Annotated in this window: 10 protein-coding genes and 2 pseudogenes; 7 read left to right on the top strand and 5 right to left on the bottom strand. The window is 67.9% G+C overall.

What is annotated here, in order from left to right; genetic code table 11:
* Positions 1-10 precede the first annotated feature (10 nt).
* On the top strand, positions 11-9370 hold the full coding sequence (locus FND50_RS29220; RefSeq protein WP_260850753.1) for an amino acid adenylation domain-containing protein: 9360 nt from the start codon (positions 11-13) through the stop codon (positions 9368-9370).
* On the opposite strand, the gene FND50_RS29215 is transcribed toward FND50_RS29220, so the two are convergent.
* Positions 9326-10282, bottom strand: coding sequence for an alpha/beta hydrolase family protein (locus FND50_RS29215; RefSeq protein WP_144287992.1), 957 nt, complete (start codon positions 10280-10282; stop codon positions 9326-9328). The two genes, FND50_RS29220 and FND50_RS29215, sit on opposite strands and share 45 nt — an antisense overlap.
* 92 nt (positions 10283-10374) lie before the next feature.
* Here FND50_RS29215 and FND50_RS29210 point away from each other — a divergent pair, with 92 nt between their 5' ends.
* Positions 10375-10716, top strand: coding sequence for a YidH family protein (locus FND50_RS29210; protein ID WP_005264833.1), 342 nt, complete (start codon positions 10375-10377; stop codon positions 10714-10716).
* 55 nt (positions 10717-10771) lie between these two features.
* Positions 10772-11779 carry a glucose-6-phosphate dehydrogenase (coenzyme-F420) gene (gene fgd / locus FND50_RS29205; RefSeq protein ID WP_144287991.1) on the top strand — a complete coding sequence of 336 codons (1008 nt, stop codon included), beginning with the start codon at positions 10772-10774 and terminating at the stop codon, positions 11777-11779.
* Positions 11780-11811: 32 nt separating this feature from the next.
* On the opposite strand, the pseudogene FND50_RS29200 reads toward fgd, so the two are convergent.
* Positions 11812-13111: pseudogene (locus FND50_RS29200) on the bottom strand (ISL3 family transposase).
* A gap of 163 nt (positions 13112-13274) precedes the next feature.
* Positions 13275-14189 carry a diiron oxygenase gene (locus FND50_RS29195; protein WP_144287990.1) on the bottom strand — a complete coding sequence of 305 codons (915 nt, stop codon included), beginning with the start codon at positions 14187-14189 and terminating at the stop codon, positions 13275-13277.
* 253 nt (positions 14190-14442) lie between these two features.
* On the opposite strand from FND50_RS29195, the gene FND50_RS29190 reads away from it, so the two are divergent.
* Positions 14443-14709: a hypothetical protein gene (locus FND50_RS29190; protein ID WP_005264836.1), complete on the top strand. Its 267-nt coding sequence runs from the start codon at positions 14443-14445 to the stop codon at positions 14707-14709.
* Position 14710: 1 nt separating this feature from the next.
* On the opposite strand, the gene FND50_RS29185 is transcribed toward FND50_RS29190, so the two are convergent.
* Positions 14711-15334 (bottom strand): CatB-related O-acetyltransferase, encoded by a 624-nt coding sequence (locus FND50_RS29185; protein WP_186301355.1) that lies wholly within the window; start codon positions 15332-15334, stop codon positions 14711-14713.
* Between the two features lie 118 nt (positions 15335-15452).
* Between FND50_RS29185 and FND50_RS37195 the strand changes: the two are divergent.
* A pseudogene (locus FND50_RS37195) lies at positions 15453-15926 on the top strand (HNH endonuclease); the annotation flags it as partial.
* Here FND50_RS37195 and FND50_RS29175 read toward each other — a convergent pair.
* On the bottom strand, positions 15872-16381 hold the full coding sequence (locus FND50_RS29175) for a nitroreductase/quinone reductase family protein (RefSeq protein WP_005264839.1): 510 nt from the start codon (positions 16379-16381) through the stop codon (positions 15872-15874). The pseudogene FND50_RS37195 and the gene FND50_RS29175 sit on opposite strands and share 55 nt — an antisense overlap.
* 62 nt (positions 16382-16443) lie before the next feature.
* Between FND50_RS29175 and pta the strand changes: the two genes are divergently transcribed.
* Together pta and FND50_RS29165 are read left to right on the top strand one after the other, a co-directional pair.
* Positions 16444-18564, top strand: a complete 2121-nt coding sequence (pta, locus tag FND50_RS29170; protein WP_144287988.1) for a phosphate acetyltransferase — start codon at positions 16444-16446, stop codon at positions 18562-18564.
* Positions 18561-19754, top strand: a complete 1194-nt coding sequence (locus FND50_RS29165; RefSeq protein ID WP_144287987.1) for an acetate kinase — start codon at positions 18561-18563, stop codon at positions 19752-19754. The genes pta and FND50_RS29165 overlap by 4 nt, the downstream gene beginning before the upstream one ends.
* The last annotated feature ends 1 nt before the right edge of the window (position 19755 follow it).

Below are 19755 nucleotides of genomic sequence, written 5' to 3'. Positions count from 1 at the left end.
GGGTGTGGAGGTGGTGGTGCTGGATGGGTGGTTGCGGCCGGTGCCGGTGGGTGTGGTGGGGGAGTTGTATGTGGGGGGTGCGGGGTTGGCGCGGGGGTATTTGGGGCGGGCGGGGTTGACGGCGGGGTCGTTTGTGGCGAATCCGTTCGGGGTGGTGGGGTCGCGGTTGTATCGGACGGGGGATTTGGTGCGGTGGGATGGGTTGGGGTCGTTGGTGTTTGTGGGGCGTGCTGATTTTCAGGTGAAGGTGCGGGGTCAGCGGGTGGAGTTGGGGGAGGTGGAGTCGGTGTTGGTGCGGTGTCCGGGGGTGGTGGCTGCTGCGGTGGTGGTGGGTGAGGGTGGTGGGTTGGTGGGGTATGTGGTGCCGGAGGTGGGGGTGCGGGTGGATCCGGGTGTGGTGGTGGAGTTTGCGGGGTCGGTGTTGCCGGGGGGTGTGGTGCCGTCGGTGGTGGTGGTGTTGGGGGAGTTGCCGGTGACGGCGAGTGGGAAGTTGGATCGTGCCGCACTCCCCGCACCCGTCGTGGCGCGCGGACCCCAGCGCGCGCCGCGAACAGCGGCGGAACACACACTGGCGTCGGTGTTCGCCGAAGTGCTCGGGCTCGACCAGGTCGGGCTGGACGAGTCGTTCTTTGCGCTGGGCGGCGACAGCATCCTGTCGATCCGGCTCGTGTCCCGTGCCAAGGCTCGCGGATTCGTGTTCACGCCGCAGCAGGTGTTCGAGCACCGGACCGTGGCCGCGCTCGCGGCGGAATCGGAGATCGCGGACGGTGAGACCACAGTTGCGCTCGCCGAACTCGCGGGCGGCGGCATCGGCACGTTTCCGCCGACCCCGGTGGTCCGGTACCTGATCGAGCGCGGTGGGCACTTCGAGCGGTTCAGCCAGAGCGTGCTGCTCGACCTCCCGGGCGGCATCGACTCGGGCCGGCTCCTCGCGACCGTCACCGCGGTGCTCGCGCGACACGACATGCTGCGGTCACGGCTCCACCAGGACGCAAACGGGCAGTGGCAGATGGAGACGCGTGCCGCGACCGAGATCGACACCGACTCACTGGTCCGCCGCATCGTCGTCGACCCGGGGTCCGATCCCGGCACGCTGGCAGACCTGATCGCGGCCGAGCACCAAGCGGCCGTGGAGCGATTGCGCCCGTCCGACGGGGTGGTCGTCCAGTTCGTCTGGCTCGACCCGGAGTCCGCCGCCGGGCACCCGGCACGGACCGGGCGATTGATCGTGGTGGCACACCACCTCGCGGTCGACGGGGTGTCGTGGCGGATTCTGCTGCCCGACTTCGCAGCTGCCTGGTATCAGATCAGTTCCGGGAGCGTACCGGCCCTCCCGGAACCGGCGACGTCGATGCGCCGGTGGGCGCACGCGCTGGCCGAAGAAGCCGTCCGCAGCGACAGGGCCGCCGAGCTGGGGTGGTGGCAGAACGTCGTCGCCGGACCCGACCCGCTGATCACCGAACGCCCCCTCGATCCGGGCTTGGATTTCGCGACCGCGTTGCAGGACGTGAGTGTCGAAACCTCCCGTGACGACACGTCAGTTCTGCTCACACGCCTTCCGGAGCTGTATCACGGGGGTGTCCTCGACGTCCTGCTGACGGCGCTGGTGGTGGCGGCGTCGAGGTGGCGAGCAGAGCGGGGGATCCCGGGAACGTCGATGCTGATCCGGCTGGAAGGGCACGGCCGGGAGCAGCAGGTGGTGCCCGGTGCCGACCTGTCCCGCACGGTCGGCTGGTTCACGACGGTCTTCCCCGTGCGCGTCGATCTCCGCGGCATCGACATCGACAACGCACTCGTCGGCGGCCATCACATCGGCAGCGCCGTGAAGCGCGTGAAAGAACAGCTCCGGGAAGTCCCCGACATGGGCATCGGTTACGGACTGCTCCGCTACCTGAACCCGGACACCGCGGGCAGCCTGCCGGGAACGGAACCGGGGCAGATCAGTTTCAACTATCTCGGTCAGGTTCCGGATTCGGCGGACGGTGACACCGCGGTCGGCTGGAGTCCCGCCGACGGGTTCGGCGACCTGCGGTACGTGCCGGACCCCGACATGCCGGCGTCCGCCGCCGTCGAGGTCAACGCGATCGTGATCGGCGGACGACTCCGGGTCGGGTTCGGTTTCCCGGACACTCTGCTCGCGCACGCCGACGTGGAGCGGCTGGCAGCACGGTGGCGGGAGTGTGTGTCCGCGTTGGTGTCCCACGCGCGCAGTGGGGACGCAGGGGGACTCACACCGTCGGACGTTCCCCTCGTCGACGTGACCCAGGGCGACCTCGACACATGGGAGGAGCGCTTCGGCGCGCTCACCGACGTGTGGCCGCCCGCACCCCTGCAGGCCGGGTTGCTGTTCCACGCCCTGCTCGCGAAACCGTCGATCGACGCGTACACCGTCCAGGTGGCACTGCACCTGAAGGGTGCCGTCGACCCGGCCCGGATGCGCCGGGCCGCCACCGCATTGCTGGATCGGCACGCGAACCTGCGGGTGGCGTTCGTTCCCGCCCGAGACGGAACATTCGTCCAGGTGGTACCCGCGGACGTCGACCTCCCGTTCCGTGAGATCGACCTCACGGATCTGCCCGAGGCCGCGCGGTCCGCCGAACTGGACCGGGTCCTGATCGCCGACCGGGCCACGCCGTTCGACACGTCCCGGGCACCACTGGTGCGGTTCGTGCTCGTGACGACCGGCAGCCACGAATCCCGGCTCGTGTGGACCAATCATCACACCCTCCTCGACGGATGGTCGATGCCGTTGGCGATCCGCGAGTTGCTCGCCCTCTATGTGGCCGGAGACGACGATGTTTCGGCGTTGCCGCGACCCCGGCCCTACCGAGACTTCCTGTCGTGGCTGCATCGCCGGGACCCTGCGGACTCGCGAGTGGCGTGGGCGACCGCGCTCGCCGGCGTCGACGGTCCGACGCTGCTCCTTCCCGACGCACGGGGACGGCCGCTGTCGGCTCCTCCCGAGAGTGCTCGGTTCACCGTGTCCGAGGAACTGACCGCCGACCTCACCACCCTCGCGCGTACCCGGAACACGACACTGAACACAGTGACGCAGGTGGCGTGGGGCATCGTGCTCGGCGCAGCGACGTCCCGCCACGACGTGACGTTCGGGAGCACCGTGTCCGGACGGTCGCCGCACCTGTCCGGTGTCGAATCGATGATCGGGTTGTTCGTCAACACCGTGCCCACACGCATCACGCTGAACCCCCGGGAAACGCTCGGCCGGCTGCTCGACCGGACACAAGCGGAACAGGCAGCCCTCCTCGACCACCACCACCTCGGTCTCGCCGACATCCAGCGAGCAGCCGGCCCCGACATCGGGTTCGACACGGCAACCGTCTTCGAGTCGTACCCGATCGACCGGGGAGGCCTGACCGAAGACACCGACCTCGCCGGCATCCGGGTGGTCGACGTGAGCGGCGTCGACGCCACGCACTATCCGCTGAGCGTCGCCTTCTCGGTGGACACGCAGCTGCGCATGACGTTTCACTACCGACCCGACCTCGTCGACCGGGCCACCGTCGACGCGATGGCCGGCCGGGTCACCCGAGTGCTCGAGGTGATGGCCTCCGATCCGGATAGGCCGTTGGCTCGTGTGGGTGTGTTGGGTGTGGTGGAGCGGGGGTTGTTGGTGCCGGTGCGGGGTAGGGCTGGTGTGGGGGTGCGGTTGTTGCCGGAGATTTTGGCGGGGGGTGTGGGGTTGGGTGGGGGTGGTGTGGCGGTGTCGTGTGGGGGTGTGGAGTTGTCGTATGGGGAGTTGGATGAGTGGTCGAATCGGTGGGCGCGGGTGTTGATCGGGCGGGGTGTGGGTCCGGGTGTGGTGGTGGGGGTGGGGGTGTCGCGGTCGGTGGAGTTGGTGGTGGCGGTGTGGGCGGTGGTGAAGTCGGGGGCGGCGTTTGTGCCGGTGGATCCGGGGTTGCCGGAGGTGCGGGTGCGGGAGTTGTTGGTGGATTCGGGTGCGGTGGTGGGGTTGTCGGTGTCGGGGGTGGTGTTGCCGTCGGTGGTGGAGTGGTTGCGGGTTGATGATCCGGGTGTGGTGGTGGGGGTGTCGGGGGTGGGGGTGTCGGATGGGGATCGGGTGCGGGGGTTGGTGGTGGGGGATGCGGCGTATGTGATGTATACGTCGGGGTCGTCGGGGCGTCCGAAGGGGGTGGTGGTGACGCATGGGGGGTTGGCGAATTTGGTTGAGGAGGTGCGGGTTCGGTTTGGTTTGTGGTCGGGGTGTCGGGTGTCGCATGTGGCGTCGCCGAGTTTTGATGCGTCGGTGTACGAGTGGTTGATGGCGTTTTCGGTGGGGGCGCGGTTGGTGGTGGCGCCGCCGGGGGTGTTCGGGGGTGCGGCGTTGGGGGAGTGGTTGGCGGTGGAGGGGGTGACGCATTGTTTTGTGACGCCGTCGGTGTTGGCGACGGTGGAGTCGGGGTCGTTGGGGTCGGTGCGGGTGTTGGTGGTGGCGGGGGAGGTGTTGGGGCCGGAGTTGGTGGCGCGGTGGGCGCCGGGGCGGGAGTTGTTCGATGCGTATGGGCCGACGGAGGTGACGGTGCAGGCGACGGTCAGTGGTGCGTTGGTGGCGGGGGGTGTGGTGACGGTGGGGGGTCCGGCGGTGGGTGTGGAGGTGGTGGTGCTGGATGGGTGGTTGCGGCCGGTGCCGGTGGGTGTGGTGGGGAGTTGTATGTGGGGGTGCGGGGTTGGCGCGGGGGTATTTGGGGCGGGCGGGGTTGACGGCGGGGTCTTTGTGGCGAATCCGTTCGGGGTGGTGGGGTCGCGGTTGTATCGGACGGGGGATTTGGTGCGGTGGGATGGGTTGGGGTCGTTGGTGTTTGTGGGGCGTGCTGATTTTCAGGTGAAGGTGCGGGGTCAGCGGGTGGAGTTGGGGGAGGTGGAGTCGGTGTTGGTGCGGTGTCCGGGGGTGGTGGCTGCTGCGGTGGTGGTGGGTGAGGGTGGTGGGTTGGTGGGGTATGTGGTGCCGGAGGTGGGGGTGCGGGTGGATCCGGGTGTGGTGGTGGAGTTTGCGGGGTCGGTGTTGCCGGGGGGTGTGGTGCCGTCGGTGGTGGTGGTGTTGGGGGAGTTGCCGGTGACGGCGAGTGGGAAGTTGGATCGTGCCGCACTCCCCGCACCGGAAGCTCCGGCGCGTCGATTCCGCGCTCCGGCAACCCCGTTCGAGTCCGTTGTCGCCGAGGTGTACGGCGACGTCCTCGGTGTCGACCGCGTCGGTGCCGACGACGACTTCTTCCGGTTGGGTGGAGACTCGCTGTCGGCCACCCGGGTCGTCGCACGGGTCGACGCCGCTCTCGGCGTCGACGTCGGCGTGCACGCCCTGTTCGAGGCACCGACAGTGGCGGGGTTCGCGGAGCGCACGGCGAAAGCGGGTGTGCTGACGCGCCGGCCGGAGTTGCGGGCGTCGCCGCGCCCCGAGCGCATTCCCCTGTCGCTGGCCCAGACCCGCATGTGGTTCCTCAACCAGTTCGACACCTCTTCGCCCGCCTACAACATCGCGATGGCGTTCCGGCTCACCGGCGCACTCGACCTCGACGCACTGCGGGCCGCGGTATCCGATGTGGTGGAGCGCCACGAATCGCTCCGCACCCGATTCCCGATGTCCGGCGAAGAACCGGTGCAGGTGATCCTCTCGGCTGCTGATTCGGTGCCGGACCTGCCCGTCACACCGGTGCCGAGCGACGAGGAGTTGAGGGAACGGCTGTCGGCGGCGCTCTCGGAGGGATTCGACGTCACTGCGCAGATCCCGTTGCGGGCCGCCGTGTTCGAGATCTCCGGCACCGATCGCGTGCTGCTGGTCGTGGTCCACCACATCGTTGCGGACGGAGTGTCGATGGTTCCGCTCGCCCGCGACATGATGGTGGCGTACACCGCGCGGGCGGCCGGATACACCCCGGAGTGGCACCCGACCACGGTCCAGTACGCCGACTTCACGCTCTGGCAGCGTCAGCTCCTCGGATCGGAGGACGATCCGCAGTCGATGGTGTCGCAGCAACTGGACTACTGGCGCACCACGCTGGCCGGCCTCCCCGCCGCCCTGGACCTGCCCGCCGACCGCCCGCGGTCGATGCAACGCACACCCGACGGGAGCAGGGTCGGATTCGAGATCGACGCCGTTCTGCACCGCCGGCTGCTGGCGACGGCGTCCACGCACCAGTCGACCGTGTTCATGGTCGCGCACGCCGCCCTGGCCGCCTTCCTCGCGCGGATGTCCGGTACCGAGGACATCGCCGTCGGCACCCCGGTCGCCGGCCGCGGCGAGGCCGCCCTCGACGACGTGGTCGGGATGTTCGTCAACACCGTGGTGCTTCGGACCGTCGTCTCCGACGCGAGCCGGTTCTCCGAACTGCTCGAGCAGGTGCGCGACGTCGATCTCGGTGCGTACGCCCACGCGGAGGTGCCGTTCGAGAAGGTCGTGGAAGCGCTCGATCCGCCCCGCTCGACGGCACACTCACCGCTGTTCCAGGTGCTGCTCGAGTTCCAGAATGTCGAGCGCCCCGACCTTTCGCTGCCCGGCGTCGAGGTCGAGGGCATCGACCTCGGTGCGACGATCGCCAGGTTCGACCTGCAGCTGACGTTGTCCGAGGAGTACACGGACGACGGAACACCGGCCGGCATCACGGCCGGTTTCACCTACGCCACGGACCTTTTCGACGCCGAAACCGTCGCCGGCCTGGCCGACCGGTTCGTCCGGATGCTCGACACCGCCGTCACCGACCCGTCGATCAGGGTCGGCGACCTCGAGATCCTCGACGCCCTCGAACGGGACGAACTCGTGCCCATGCGCGGCTTTCCCGCAGCCGCGGAACGCACGCTCCCGGACGTCCTCACCGCGGGCGCTGCGCTCGCACCGGGGGCGACCGCAGTGTCGTGCGAAGGCGTCACCGTGTCGTACCGGGAACTCGACGAGCGGTCGAACCGACTGGCCAGGGCGCTGATCCGTCGGGGTGCCGGACCGGACGCCTTCGTCGCGATCGGCGTGCCGCGATCGCTCGAATGGGTGCTGTCGGTGTGGGCGGTCGCGAAATCGGGGGCGGCGTACGTGCCGGTCGATCCCGCCCTGCCGCCCGCGCGCACCGGCGGCATGCTCGAGGATTCGGGCGCGGTGCTCGGGTTGACGGTGACGGCGCACCGTGACCGGTTGCCCGGCGGGGTGCCGTGGCTGCTGCTCGACGATCCCGAGGTGGCGAACGGGTACTCCAGCGACCCGGTGACCGACGCCGACCGTCCGCGTCCGCTGAGAGTCGACCACGCCGCGTTCCTGCTCTATACGTCGGGGTCGACGGGAACACCGAAGGGGGTCGTGCTCACGCACGGCGGACTCGCGAATCTCGCAGTCGAGGAACGGGAACGGTTCGCATCCATGCACGGTGCGCGGGTGTCGCATCTGGCGTCGCCGAGCTTCGACGCGTCGTTGTTCGAACTGCTGATGGCGTTCGCCGTCGGCGCGACACTGGTCGTCGTGCCACCGACGGTCCTCGGGGGGCGGGAACTGGCCGAACTCCTCGCGAGCGAACACGTCTCGCACGCATTCTTCACACCCACGATCCTGGACACCCTCCGCCCCGAGGACGTTCCGTCCCTGCGGATTCTCGCCGTCGCGGGCGAGCGGTTCCCACCCGAACTGGCCGACCGCTGGACCCCGGGACGATTCGTCTTCAACGGATACGGACCCACCGAGGCGACGGTGCAGACCACGATCAGCGAGGTGCTGTCGCCGGACGAACCGGTGAACGTGGGAGGCCCGGGGCGGGGCGTCGATGTGATCGTGGTGAACACGTGGTTGCAGCCCGTTCCGGTGGGGGTGATCGGGGAACTGTACGTCGCGGGGCCGGGGCTCGCGCGCGGCTACCACCGGCGGTCGGCGCTGACGGCCGCGTCCTTCGTGGCGAACCCGTTCGGCGAACCCGGCTCCCGCATGTACCGGACCGGCGACCTCGTGCGGTGGAGCGAGGTCGGCAGACTGGAGTACGTGGGACGCAACGACTTCCAGGTGAAGATCCGGGGCCAGCGGGTGGAACTCGGTGAAATCGAATCGGTGCTGGCCCGCTGCGACGGCGTCGGCCGCGCGGCGGTCACCGTGCACAGCGGCACCGGCGACCGGCTGGTGGGATACGTGACCGCCGAAGCCGGGGCGAGCATCGACACCGCCGAGGTACTCCGGTACGCCGGATCCCACCTCGCCCCGTACATGGTGCCCGCCCAGCTGGTGGTGCTCGAGCGGCTGCCCGTCGGCCGCACCGGCAAGCTCGACCGGCGAGCGCTACCCGCACCGGTGCTCGCGCCCAGAGAATTCCGGGCACCCGCCACCCCGGTCGAGGAGGCGGTGGCGGAGGTCTTCGCCGACGTCCTCGGCATCGAACGCGTCGGAGCCGACGACGACTTCTTCGAACTGGGCGGGAACTCGCTCGTCGCGACCCGGGTGGCGTCCGCGCTCCGAGACCGGCTCGGCACCGACGTCGTCCTGCAGTGGATCTTCCGCAACCCCACCCCGGAGGGCCTGGCTCGCCGCATCGTCGACCCGTCGGCCCTCGGAGGCATGCCCGCCGACGACGTGCTGAACGTCGTCGTTCCGTTCCGGGCGTCCGGTGCGCAACCCGCGCTGTTCTGCGTGCACCCGGCGGGCGGACTCGCATTGGGATACGCCGGACTGATGAAGTACGTCTCACCCGACCGTCCGGTGTACGGGCTGCAGCTGCCGATCCTCAGCGGCGGAACGACGTTCGAGTCGATGGCACAGCTCGCCCACCGGTACGTCGTCGAGATGCGCGCGGTGCAACCGCAGGGGCCCTACCACCTGCTGGGCTGGTCCCTCGGCGGTGTCATCGCCCAGGCCGTCGCCGTCGAACTCCGTGAGTCCGGCGCCGAGGTCGGCACACTCGCGATGATGGACAGCTACGTCGCGGAGGGCGAAAACTTCGGTGACCTCGAGGTGAACGCCGAGGAGTGGCTGCACGGGCTGGGTGTCGAGTTCGAGGGCGAGGGCGACACCGGCACGTCGTACCGCGAGCAACTGGTCGAGATGCTCGGACGATCCTTCGGCCGCGACCCCGCGTTCGCGTCGACCCTCCTCGGTCGCATCAGCACCGGCCTGGAGAACTCGAAGCAGATCTCCACCGGATACCGGCCGCGGGTGTTCGACGGCGACCTGGTGTTCTTCAGCGCCGCGCAGTCCGCCGACGGGGAGGAAGGCGAACGGCCGTCGCCGAGCGTCTGGCAACCCGCGATCACCGGGGTGATCGTCGAACACAAGGTGGAGTGCGACCACCTGCGGATGACCACACCGGAAGCCCTCGCGGTGATCGGACCGATCCTCGAGCGCTCCCTGGGGTCACGCCCCGATCGCACTGCCGATGACGGGCCAGGACTCCCGTAACTCGGTCTCGAACAGCCCCCACGAATGCGTGCCCTGCGACAGATAGGCGAACGTGGCGGAAATCCCCAGCGAGTGCAGCCGCGACTGGAACGCGGTCGCGCACACGTTGGTCACCATCTCGACCACGCTGCCGCCGATCGTCTGGGGCACCACCAGCACGGGGTCGTGGTTGTCGATGCTGCCGGGAAGCCCGTTGCCGCTCGAGACGAACAATTCTGTGCCGCGCAGTCGTTCGGCATTCAGCATCGGGTCGTGTACCCGCCACCGCGGATCCATGGCGGAGCCCCACATGTTGGCCGCATTGCCGCCGCCCCGCAGTTCCACCATCGACCGCACCATCGCCTGGCCCAGCAGTCCGCTCGTCGCGGCACACCCGCTGTACGAGCCGACGGCACGATAGAAACCCGGAGCCTGAATGGCGAGGTCGAGTACCGCGCCGCCTGCCATCGACACCCCGCCGATGGCGTTCGCCCCCGTGGTCGCGAAGCGGCTGTCGATGGCGGCGGGGAGTTCGGTCGTCAGGTACGTCTGCCACTTGTTCCGGCCGAGAACCGGGTCGTCGGCATCCCAGTCGGTGTACATGCTGTACTGGCCGCCGATCGGCATTACCACGTTGACGTGCTTGTCGGCGAAGAAGTCCCGCACACCGGTGTTGTTGAACCAGGAGATCCCGTCCGACCCGCCGCCGATTCCGGTGAGCAGGTAGAAGGTGGGCACCGGCGCACCCGATGCGGGAGAGATGACGTCGTTGGCCACCCACCGGCCCATCGACTCCGAATACACGTCCACCCTGGTGATGCGGGGCTCGGCCGCCGCCTGCGGGCCGAGCACCGCCCACACGGATACGACCAGCAGCATCACCGCCAGTACACGAAGAGAGATCGCGGATCGCAGAGCTTCGAACGGTCGCATGGACGCCCCCTGGCTGTGGCCTGCCCTTCCAATCTAGGACTGCGGGGTACCTGCTTGGTGCGGTTCCAGCGAACCGGTGTAAAGATGATTCGGTGACCGACAACGACCGGCCCGACGAACGTTTCACCCTCGCAAGCGAGCGGACGTTCCTCGCCTGGATGCGGAGTTCGCTCGCACTCCTGGCCGGTGGCATCGCGATGATCCACCTGGTCCCCGAATTCAGCACGGGATGGGTGCGGACGACCCTCGGCCTGATCCTGATCGGTCTCGCCGCGGCCGCGGCCCTCGTCGGCATGCGGCGGTGGTCGCAGGTCGAGAAGGCCCTGCGCGACGGAGCACCGATGCCACCGCCCCACGAGTTGTGGCTGTTCGCGGTGACACTGACGGTGGTGGCACTGGGAGCGGCGCTCGCCAGCCTGGTGGCCGCGCTCTAACCTGCAGAAGAGGTTTGCATCTCGCGAACCGGACGCGAAGACGAAGGAGTACACGGTGGCCCACGAACTCAAGCTCGGTTACAAGGCGTCCGCGGAGCAGTTCGGTCCGCGGGAGTTGGTGGAGCTGGGTGTTCTGGCGGAGCAGCATGGCATGGATTCGGCGACGGTGTCGGATCATTTCCAGCCGTGGCGGCACGAGGGTGGTCATGCGCCGTTCTCGTTGGCGTGGATGACGGCGGTGGGGGAGCGGACGGAGCGGTTGCAGTTGGGGACGTCGGTGATGACGCCGACGTTCCGGTACAACCCGGCGGTGGTGGCGCAGGCGTTCGCGACGATGGGGTGTCTGTATCCGGGGCGGATCATGCTCGGGGTGGGCACCGGGGAGGCGCTCAACGAGATCGCGACAGGCTTCGCGGGTCAGTGGCCGGAGTTCAAGGAGCGGTTCGCGCGGCTGCGGGAGGCGGTCCGGTTGATGCGTGAGCTGTGGCTCGGCGACCGTGTCGACTTCGAGGGGGAGTACTTCACCACGAAGGGGGCGTCGATCTACGACGTGCCCGAGGGTGGGATTCCGGTGTACATCGCCGCCGGTGGTCCGGTGGTGGCCCGGTACGCCGGTCGTAGCGGTGACGGGTTCATCTGCACGTCCGGTAAAGGCATGGAGCTGTACACGGAGAAGTTGATGCCTGCCGTCGCGGAGGGGGCGGAGAAGGCCGACCGTGATGTGGCGGAGATCGACAAGATGATCGAGATCAAGATTTCGTACGACACGGATCCGGAGTTGGCGCTGGAGAACACGCGGTTCTGGGCGCCGTTGTCGTTGACTCCGGAGCAGAAGCACAGCATCGACGATCCGATCGAGATGGAGAAGGCGGCGGATGCGTTGCCGATCGAGCAGGTGGCGAAGCGGTGGATCGTGGCGTCGGATCCGGATGAGGCGGTGGCGCAGATCCGCCCGTATCTCGATGCGGGATTGAACCACCTGGTGTTCCACGCTCCCGGCCACGATCAGAAGCGGTTCCTGGAACTCTTCGAGCGGGATCTGACGCCGCGGTTGCGGGGATAGGCGGCTTCGCCGCCCGTGCGCCTTTTTGGGCTCTACTGACTCATTCGTGGGTGGGTTCGGCCGGGTAGTTGTGGTCGAGCGCCCCCGAGGCTGAGCATCGCGAGTGCGATGACGGCCTCGGGGGTGTGGAACCCGAATCCGCGTCGGGTGATGAGGCGGATTTTGGTGTTGACCGATTCGATGCGCCCGTTGGACAGGCCGTGTTCGATGGCGGCGAGGATGGCGGGTTTGTGGGCGCGGATGCTTTTCTGCAACGCGACAAAGGCCGGGATCCGGGACCGTCTCGCCCAGCCGATCCATCGATCGAGTTCGGTGGCGGCGTTCTCGGCCGGGAGTTGGAAGATCAACCGCAAGGTTTCCTTGAGTAGGTAGGCGCGGTGCAGCACCGGGTCGTGCAGTTCGATCCACCGTAGCGTCGCCTGCTGCCCGGTGGTGAGGGTGTCCGGGTTCTTCAGCAACGCCCACCGGCTGCGTTTCACCGTTTGAGCTGGTCCGGCCTTCGGGCGGCGGCGTGGTTTCCAGCCGCCGCCGCGGGAGGCGTTCTCGGTGGCCCGGGCGGTTCCACGCGGCCCGGCGGACCGCGTCGAGGGCTTCGGTGGCCCAGGCGACCACGTGGAACGGGTCCGCGCAGCGGATCGCATCCGGGCAGTACCGGGCCACCACCGATCCGATCCACCCGGCCGCGTCCGAGGTGACGTGGGTGATTTTCGCGCAGCGTTCGGGCCCGAGCCGGTCGAAGAACCCGGACAGGGTGGCCGCGTCGCGGCCGGGGGCGGCCCACACCAGCCGGCCGGAGTCGTGGTCGACGACGACCGTCAGATACTTGTGGCCCTTCTTGTAGGAGATCTCGTCGATCCCGATCCGACGCAGCCCGGCCAGCGGGTCCCGGGCGGGTGCGGTGTCGGCCCACACCCGGTCCACGATCGCCCCGACCGTGCGCCAGGCGGTGCGCGTCACCTCGCAGGTCGCGGCCTTCGAGGTGTGCGTGGCCAGCCACGCCACCGTCTGGTCGAACGCGTGGGTGTGCCCGGCGCGGTGCCGGGCCCAGGGCACAGCGGCCACCGTGACCCCGTGTTCGCGGCAGGACACCCGTGGGGCGTCGGCCTCGATAAAGGTGCGGACCAGGCCGCAGTCCGGGCCGCGCCATCGCCGCCGCCCGGTGCCGCCGTCGTAGCCGGGGCTACGGCGACCGCACAGCCCGCACCGGGACCGGGCCCGGGCCTGCGGCCGGACCGCGACGATCACCGCCACGGCCGTGGCATCGAAATCAACGTGCTCGATCACCGTCTTTTCGACACCCAACACCTGACGCCATATCCTGGCTTCGCGCACGCCGTTCTCCCACACATGTAGCCGACTGACCCTAGACAAGCCAGAACGCTACTGGGACAACGGCGTGCGCCCCTACGATGCCCAGCTACCACCCACGATCACAGCAGTAGAGCCCCTTTTTGGTAGTGGGTGCTACCAGAAAGGCGCACGGGTGCGGAGCGCCTCAGAGCATGTTCACGCGCTTGTAGAGGTGCCGGGAAGGACCGCCCAGCAGATCGGCGTCGTCCAGGAACCGCATGAGCGGCTGCGAACTCTCGCGAATCTTCTCGGCCCGGAATCGGTTGTTTTTCGCCTCGCGGAGCGCGCGTTCGGTGTCCAGTCCTGCTGCCGCGTAGACGGCGGGATTGATCATGCTGGAGACGATCAGATTGGACGCGATAGCGATGCAGGCGCGGCTCGCAGCACGGTGCGCCTTGCTCATGCCCTGGGCCCGTCGCAGGGTCTCCTCCCGGGCGAAGCGCATGTGCCGGGCTTCTTCGACCACGTGAATCTTGCTGGTGACGCGGACGATCGGCTGGACGCGTGTGTCCTTCATCCAGTCGCGCTGCATGACGTCGAGGATCTCTTCGGCGACAAGAATGCCGGCGTACGCGACCTCGCCCGAGGCGAGCGCCTTGAACCCGCGGCCCAGTGTGACCACCGACTTGCGCGGAACGTAGGAGGGGCAGCCGAACTTCTCTGCGGTGCGAGCGAACATCACCGAGTGCCTGCACTCGTCGGCCACCTCGGTCAGCGCGAACTGGAAGTGGGCCTGCGATGCGTCCTTGGCGTACATGTCCCGGATGACCATCTGCTGAAGGATCATCTCGAACCAGATTCCGGTGCCCATGATCGAGGACACCTCGTGCTTCGTCAGCGTGATCTGCTGTTCGAACGTCATCTCGTCCCACATCGGCGTTCCGTACAGCGAGGACCACTCTGGGGTGAGGCCGTACAGGTCGTCGGGGACCGGCGCGTCCCAGTCCACCTCGACGGTCGGGTCGTACGACATGCGTGCGGAGGACCGGAGAAGCCGGGCGCCGGTGTCCTGGCGATCCGTGATCTTCGGATTGCGGAGAGCGAGCGTCGAGCGTGCCATGAAATCCTCCATGTCAATGTTACCAGCAGTCACACCTAATGATGTCGAAAAAGCCCCTTGACGTCAATGGCTGTTGTGTACAAATAGTGGACAACTTCCGGGTAGTTCTTCGGGCGTCAAGGCCTCGGTGATGATCCCCACAACTGCGACCCAAGGCTTGCTCAAAATTTGCCAATCGTCTGTAGTGAGTTCTCGGCAGAGGGCCCGGATGATCCCTTGCCCCGGCATCACCTGCAGAAAGCGGAATGAACCCATGTCTGATCAGAAGAGTGCCGCCCAGCCCCACAGCCCCGACGTCGTCGTCGGCGCTCGCGTTCGGGTCCGCCGCGACTCCGACGCTCCCGCGCCCGGTGTCGTGATCGAGGATTTCGCGGACCTGTCCCAGTCGGAGGGACTCCTCGGACGTGATTGGGCGCCCGTGCACCGCTGGGCCGTCGCTCTCGACGACGGACGCCTCGTGTTCGCCGACGACGGCGAACTCGACCTCGACGCCGAAGCACCGCAGGCGGCGCGCGGCTGATTCAGCCGAGTCTGTCGGCGACATCCTGAAGTTGCTCGACAGTGCCTCCGGCGATGGTTCGCACATGTTCGGTGACGACGGAAATCGGCCAGTCCCACCACGCGATCCGCATCAGTGCGGCGATCTCGGATTCCGAATAGCGGTCCTTGATGTGGACGGCCGGATTCCCGCCCACGACCGCATAGTCCGGCACGTCCCGCGTCACCACCGAACCGGTCGACACGATCGCGCCGTGCCCGATGCGGACGCCAGGCATGATCGTCGCGTTGCCTCCGATCCACACATCGTTGCCGACGACGGTGTCGCCCCGCGACGGTAGATCCGCGAGCAGATCGGCGTGCCGGGCCCACGACCCGCCCATGATCGGAAACGGGAACGTCGAGACTCCGCTCATCCGATGATTTGCGCCGTTCATGATGAACGTCGTCCCGGTCGCGAACGCGCAGAACTTGCCGATGATCAGCCGGTCCGGCCCGTAATGGTGCAGGACATTGCGCGTTTCGAACTCGTCCGCGAACTCGGGATCATCGTAGTAGCTGTACTCCCCGACCTCGATCAGTGGATTCTCGATCAGAGGTTTCAGCAGGACCACCCGAGGCTGACCTGAAACGGGATGCAGGGTCATCGGATCCGGTGCGGCATTCGTGGGCAACTACTTCTCCATTCCTCGGCGCAGGCGGGCGTGCGCGATCTCCTGTATAGCGCCGTACTGCCCTGCGCTGCATGTGCTTTTCAGGGGCATCGGCTTCGCCCGGCAGCTCGTTGCCGACGCCGTCGATCGTGACACCGAGACGTCGTTGCGGCGGGTGTATTCGTGCCCGCAGTCGGGGGTGTTGACGGCGGTGGAATCACAGTCGCGCACGTTCGCGAAGAGTCTGCGACAGCTGATCGACCTGCGGGATCGGACGTGTCGTACGCCGTGGTGCGATGCGCCGATCCGGCATCACGACCACATCCGCTCCCGCCGAGAATCCGGTGCCACGTCGGCGGACAATGGGTCCGGACTGTGCGAGGCCTGCAACTATGCGAAGGAGGGCGATGGATGGTCCGCCCGCGCAGTCCATAACCCCTGCCGCACCCACCTCACCGACGTCGGCACCCCGACCGGGCACCACTCCCGGTCGGCGGCACCGCCGCTTCCGGCCCCGGCACGGCGCTCGGCTCACGAGGCGGTGAGAGCGAACACCCGCATCGTGCGGTTCGTTCGGTGCTCGTAGACGCCGTAGACGCGCACCATCTCGTCGAATTCGCGATAGATCCGTGTTCGCTCCGGTTCGGCGAGGAGAGTCGCGGTGACGGGGATGTCCTTCCCGCCGATCGTGACCTTCGCGTTCGGCTGGGCGAGAAGGTTCCCCGACCACGCCGGGTGGTGATCCTGCCCGAAGTTGCTGCCCACGACGAAGATCTGCTCACCCTCACGGTAGTAGAGGAGCGGGCTCGTCCGTGGTGCGCCAGACTTGCGACCCGTCGTGGTCAGCAGCACGACCGGAGCGGCGATCGGACCGAGGATCGTGAAGCGCCCCCTGGTCTTCTGGAGGAGCCGGCGGTCGACTCCGGCGAGTTTCCGGATCACCCACGATCCGGGTCGGGTGGCGGCAAATTTGGCTGCGGGTTCGCGGAGGAAGCTGTTCTCGCTGCCCCATCGGACGTCGGGGAAGGGTGATTCGGCCATACGTCATCTGACCGCCGGGCGGGTGCGGTGTCAATCGCCCAGAACCGGTGGCCGGATACGCTATGGCCATGGCTGCGCCAGCGACACCCTCACCCGTGAATCCGCCCGCACGTCTCCAGCCGTCGAGCGTCTACATCGCCTCACCGGAGGGGGATACCGGCAAGTCCACCATCGCGCTGGGTGTCCTGCAGATGCTGTGCGCGTCCGCGGCGAGGGTGGGCGTCTTCCGTCCCATCGCCCGATCGACGCAGGAAACCGACTACATCCTCGAGTTGCTCCTCGAACACACCACGGCCGACATCGGGTACGAGGAGTCCCTGGGGGTCACGTACGAGCAGGTCCACGCCGATCCCGACGGCGCGCTCAGCGAGATCGTCTCCCGGTATCACCAGGTGGCGGCGCAGTGCGATGCCGTCGTGGTGATCGGCAGCGACTACACCGACGTGGCCAGCCCCAGCGAGCTCGGCTACAACGCCAGGATCGCCGTGAACCTCGGCGCCCCGGTGTTGCTCGCCGTGAGGGGAGCACGGCGCACCCCCGAGGAGATCGCCCAACTCGCGCAGCTCGCCATCGGTGAACTGACCGCTCACCACGCGCACCTGCTGGCCGTGGTCGCCAATCGGTGCGACCCCGACCAGCTCGATGCGGTCACCGACGCGTTGGCAGTCACTGGTGTACCCGCGTGGAGCCTGCCCGAGATCCCCTTGCTGGTCGCACCGACCATGGCCGAACTCCTCGAGTCGATCGACGGCAGCCTGTTCAGCGGCGACCCGGAGCTCCTCCACCGGGAGGCGCTGCGGGTGATGGTGGGTGGAATGACGGCCGAGCACATCCTCGAACGGTTGACGGAGGGCACGGTGGTGATCGCCCCGGCCGACCGTTCCGACGTGCTGCTGGCGATGGTGAATGCGCATGAGGCCGAAGGTTTCCCGTCGCTGGCGGGCATCATCATGAACGGCGGGCTGATGCCGCACCCGGCAATCGCGAAGTTGATGGCCGGCCTCAAGCCGCGGTTGCCGATCCTCACCACCGGACTGGGCACGTTCGACACGGCCAGCGCGGCAGCGCAGACCCGTGGCCGGGTGGCGGTCGGTTCGCAGCGCAAGATCGACACCGCCCTGAGTGTCATGGAACTCCGGGTGGACGCACCCACACTGCTGGAGCGGTTGAAGCTGCCGATCCCGTCGGTGGTGACTCCGCAGATGTTCGAATACCAGCTGATCGACCGCGCCCGCCGCGACCACAAGCACATCGTGCTCCCGGAAGGCGACGACGACCGCATCCTCCGAGCGGCGGGGAGACTGCTGCAACGGCAGGTGGCGGAGCTGACGATTCTCGGCGACGAGGTGCAGGTGCGTCGCCGCGCGGCGGAACTCGGCGTGGACCTCGGTGACGCGCAGGTGCTCGACCCCCGGACGTCCGAACACGCCGGTCCGTTCGCCGAGGAGTACGCGCGGCTCCGCGCCCACAAGGGCATGACCGTGGACCGTGCCCGCGAGGTGATGACCGACATCTCGTACTTCGGAACCATGATGGTGCACTTGGGAATCGCGGACGGTATGGTCTCCGGTGCCGCGCACACCACGGCGCACACCATCCGGCCGTCGTTCGAGATCATCAAGACACAACCGGGAGTGTCCACGGTGTCGAGTGTGTTCCTGATGTGTCTGTCCGATCGGGTGCTCGCGTACGGGGACTGCGCGGTGGTGCCCGACCCCACGGCCGAACAGCTGGCCGACATCGCGATCTCGTCGGCGCAGACGGCGTCCCAGTTCGGTATCGATCCGCGTATCGCGATGCTGTCGTACTCGACCGGCGACTCCGGCAGCGGCGCGGACGTCGACAAGGTGCGCTCTGCGACGAAACTCGTCCGCGAGCGTCGCCCGGACCTGTTGGTGGAAGGCCCCATTCAGTACGACGCTGCCATCGAGCAGAGCGTGGCCGACAAGAAGATGCCCGATTCGGCGGTGGCTGGGAAGGCGACGGTCTTCATCTTCCCCGACCTCAACACCGGGAACAACACGTACAAGGCCGTGCAGCGCAGCGCCGGCGCCATCGCCGTCGGGCCGGTGTTGCAGGGCCTCAACAAACCGGTCAACGACCTCTCGCGAGGGGCGCTGGTCGAGGACATCGTGAACACCGTGGCCATCACCGCGATCCAGGCGCAAGGAGCAGAGCAGTGACCGAGGGGTCCGTACTGGTAGTCAATTCCGGTTCGTCGTCGATCAAGTTCCAGCTGATCCACCCGGACACCGGTAAGTCCTCGGCGTCCGGTCTCATCGAGAGGATCGGGGAACCCGAGGGGCGCATCGTCTATCACCACCGCACCGGATTGGCGGAGCGCCACGTTCACATCGCCGACCACCGCGCCGGACTGAAGATGTTGTCGGACATCGTTGCCGAGGTGGGTCGACCTCTGAGGGAGGCGGGGATCGTCGCGGTCGGCCATCGCATCGTCCACGGCGGCGACGTATTCTTCGAACCCACGATCATCGACGACGCAGTGGTGCAGTCCATCTCGGACCTTTCGACCCTTGCACCGCTGCACAATCCGGCGAACGTGATCGGGATCGAGGTGGCGCGGGAGGAGCTGCCGGACATCCCGCACGTCGCGGTGTTCGACACCGCGTTCTTCCATACCCTGCCCGCGGAGGCGTCGACGTATGCGATCGACCGGCAGGTCGCGAAGGAGCACTCCATCCGGCGGTACGGCTTCCACGGCACGTCGCACCAGTACGTGTCGGCGCGCACGGCCGAGTTCCTCGGCAGGGACCTGTCCGAGCTGAACCAGATCGTCCTGCACCTGGGGAACGGTGCCTCGGCGTCCGCGATCCGCGGGGGACTCGCCGTCGACACCAGCATGGGGCTGACCCCGCTCGAGGGACTCGTCATGGGCACGCGGTCCGGGGACGTCGATCCCGGCGTCATCCTGCACCTGCACCGCAGCGGGATGGGTGTCGATCAGATCGACGACCTCCTGAACCGGCATTCCGGCCTCGAGGGCTTGTCGGGGGTCAACGACTTCCGGGCGCTCCTGACGCTGGTCGGCGAGGGCGATCAGGCTGCGGCGCTGGCCTACGACGTGTACGTGCACCGACTCCGCAAGTACATCGGCGCCTACCTGGTGGAACTCGGCGGCGTCGACGTCATCACGTTCACCGGGGGAGTCGGCGAGAACAACGTCGACGTCCGCCGCGACAGCCTGGCCGGGCTGGGACGCCTCGGCATCGTCGTCGACGACGACCGCAACCGCGCGAGTTCCCGGGACGCACGCCGTATCTCGGTGGACGAGTCCGACGTTCAGGTGCTGGTCGTGCCCACCAACGAGGAATTCGCGATCGCCTGTGCGGCGGTGGAGCTGATCGGGGCCTGAG

Origin of the sequence: Rhodococcus sp. WB9, from assembly GCF_007558985.1 — a bacterium.
GTDB classification, from domain to species: domain Bacteria; phylum Actinomycetota; class Actinomycetes; order Mycobacteriales; family Mycobacteriaceae; genus Rhodococcus_F; species Rhodococcus_F opacus.
The sequence above is the reverse complement of the archived record's forward strand: the minus strand, read 5'-3'. Positions and strand labels throughout refer to the sequence as shown.

What these genes read in the sequence shown, in the direction of transcription:
- FND50_RS29215 (WP_144287992.1), bottom strand. Translation starts at nt 10,282, where the DNA reads ATGCGACCGTTCGAAGCTCTGCGATCCGCGATCTCTCTTCGTGTACTG.
- FND50_RS29195 (WP_144287990.1), bottom strand. Translation starts at nt 14,189, where the DNA reads ATGGCACGCTCGACGCTCGCTCTCCGCAATCCGAAGATCACGGATCGC.
- FND50_RS29190 (WP_005264836.1), top strand. Translation starts at nt 14,443, where the DNA reads ATGTCTGATCAGAAGAGTGCCGCCCAGCCCCACAGCCCCGACGTCGTC.
- FND50_RS29185 (WP_186301355.1), bottom strand. Translation starts at nt 15,334, where the DNA reads ATGACCCTGCATCCCGTTTCAGGTCAGCCTCGGGTGGTCCTGCTGAAA.
- FND50_RS29175 (WP_005264839.1), bottom strand. Translation starts at nt 16,381, where the DNA reads ATGGCCGAATCACCCTTCCCCGACGTCCGATGGGGCAGCGAGAACAGC.
- pta (WP_144287988.1), top strand. Translation starts at nt 16,444, where the DNA reads ATGGCCATGGCTGCGCCAGCGACACCCTCACCCGTGAATCCGCCCGCA.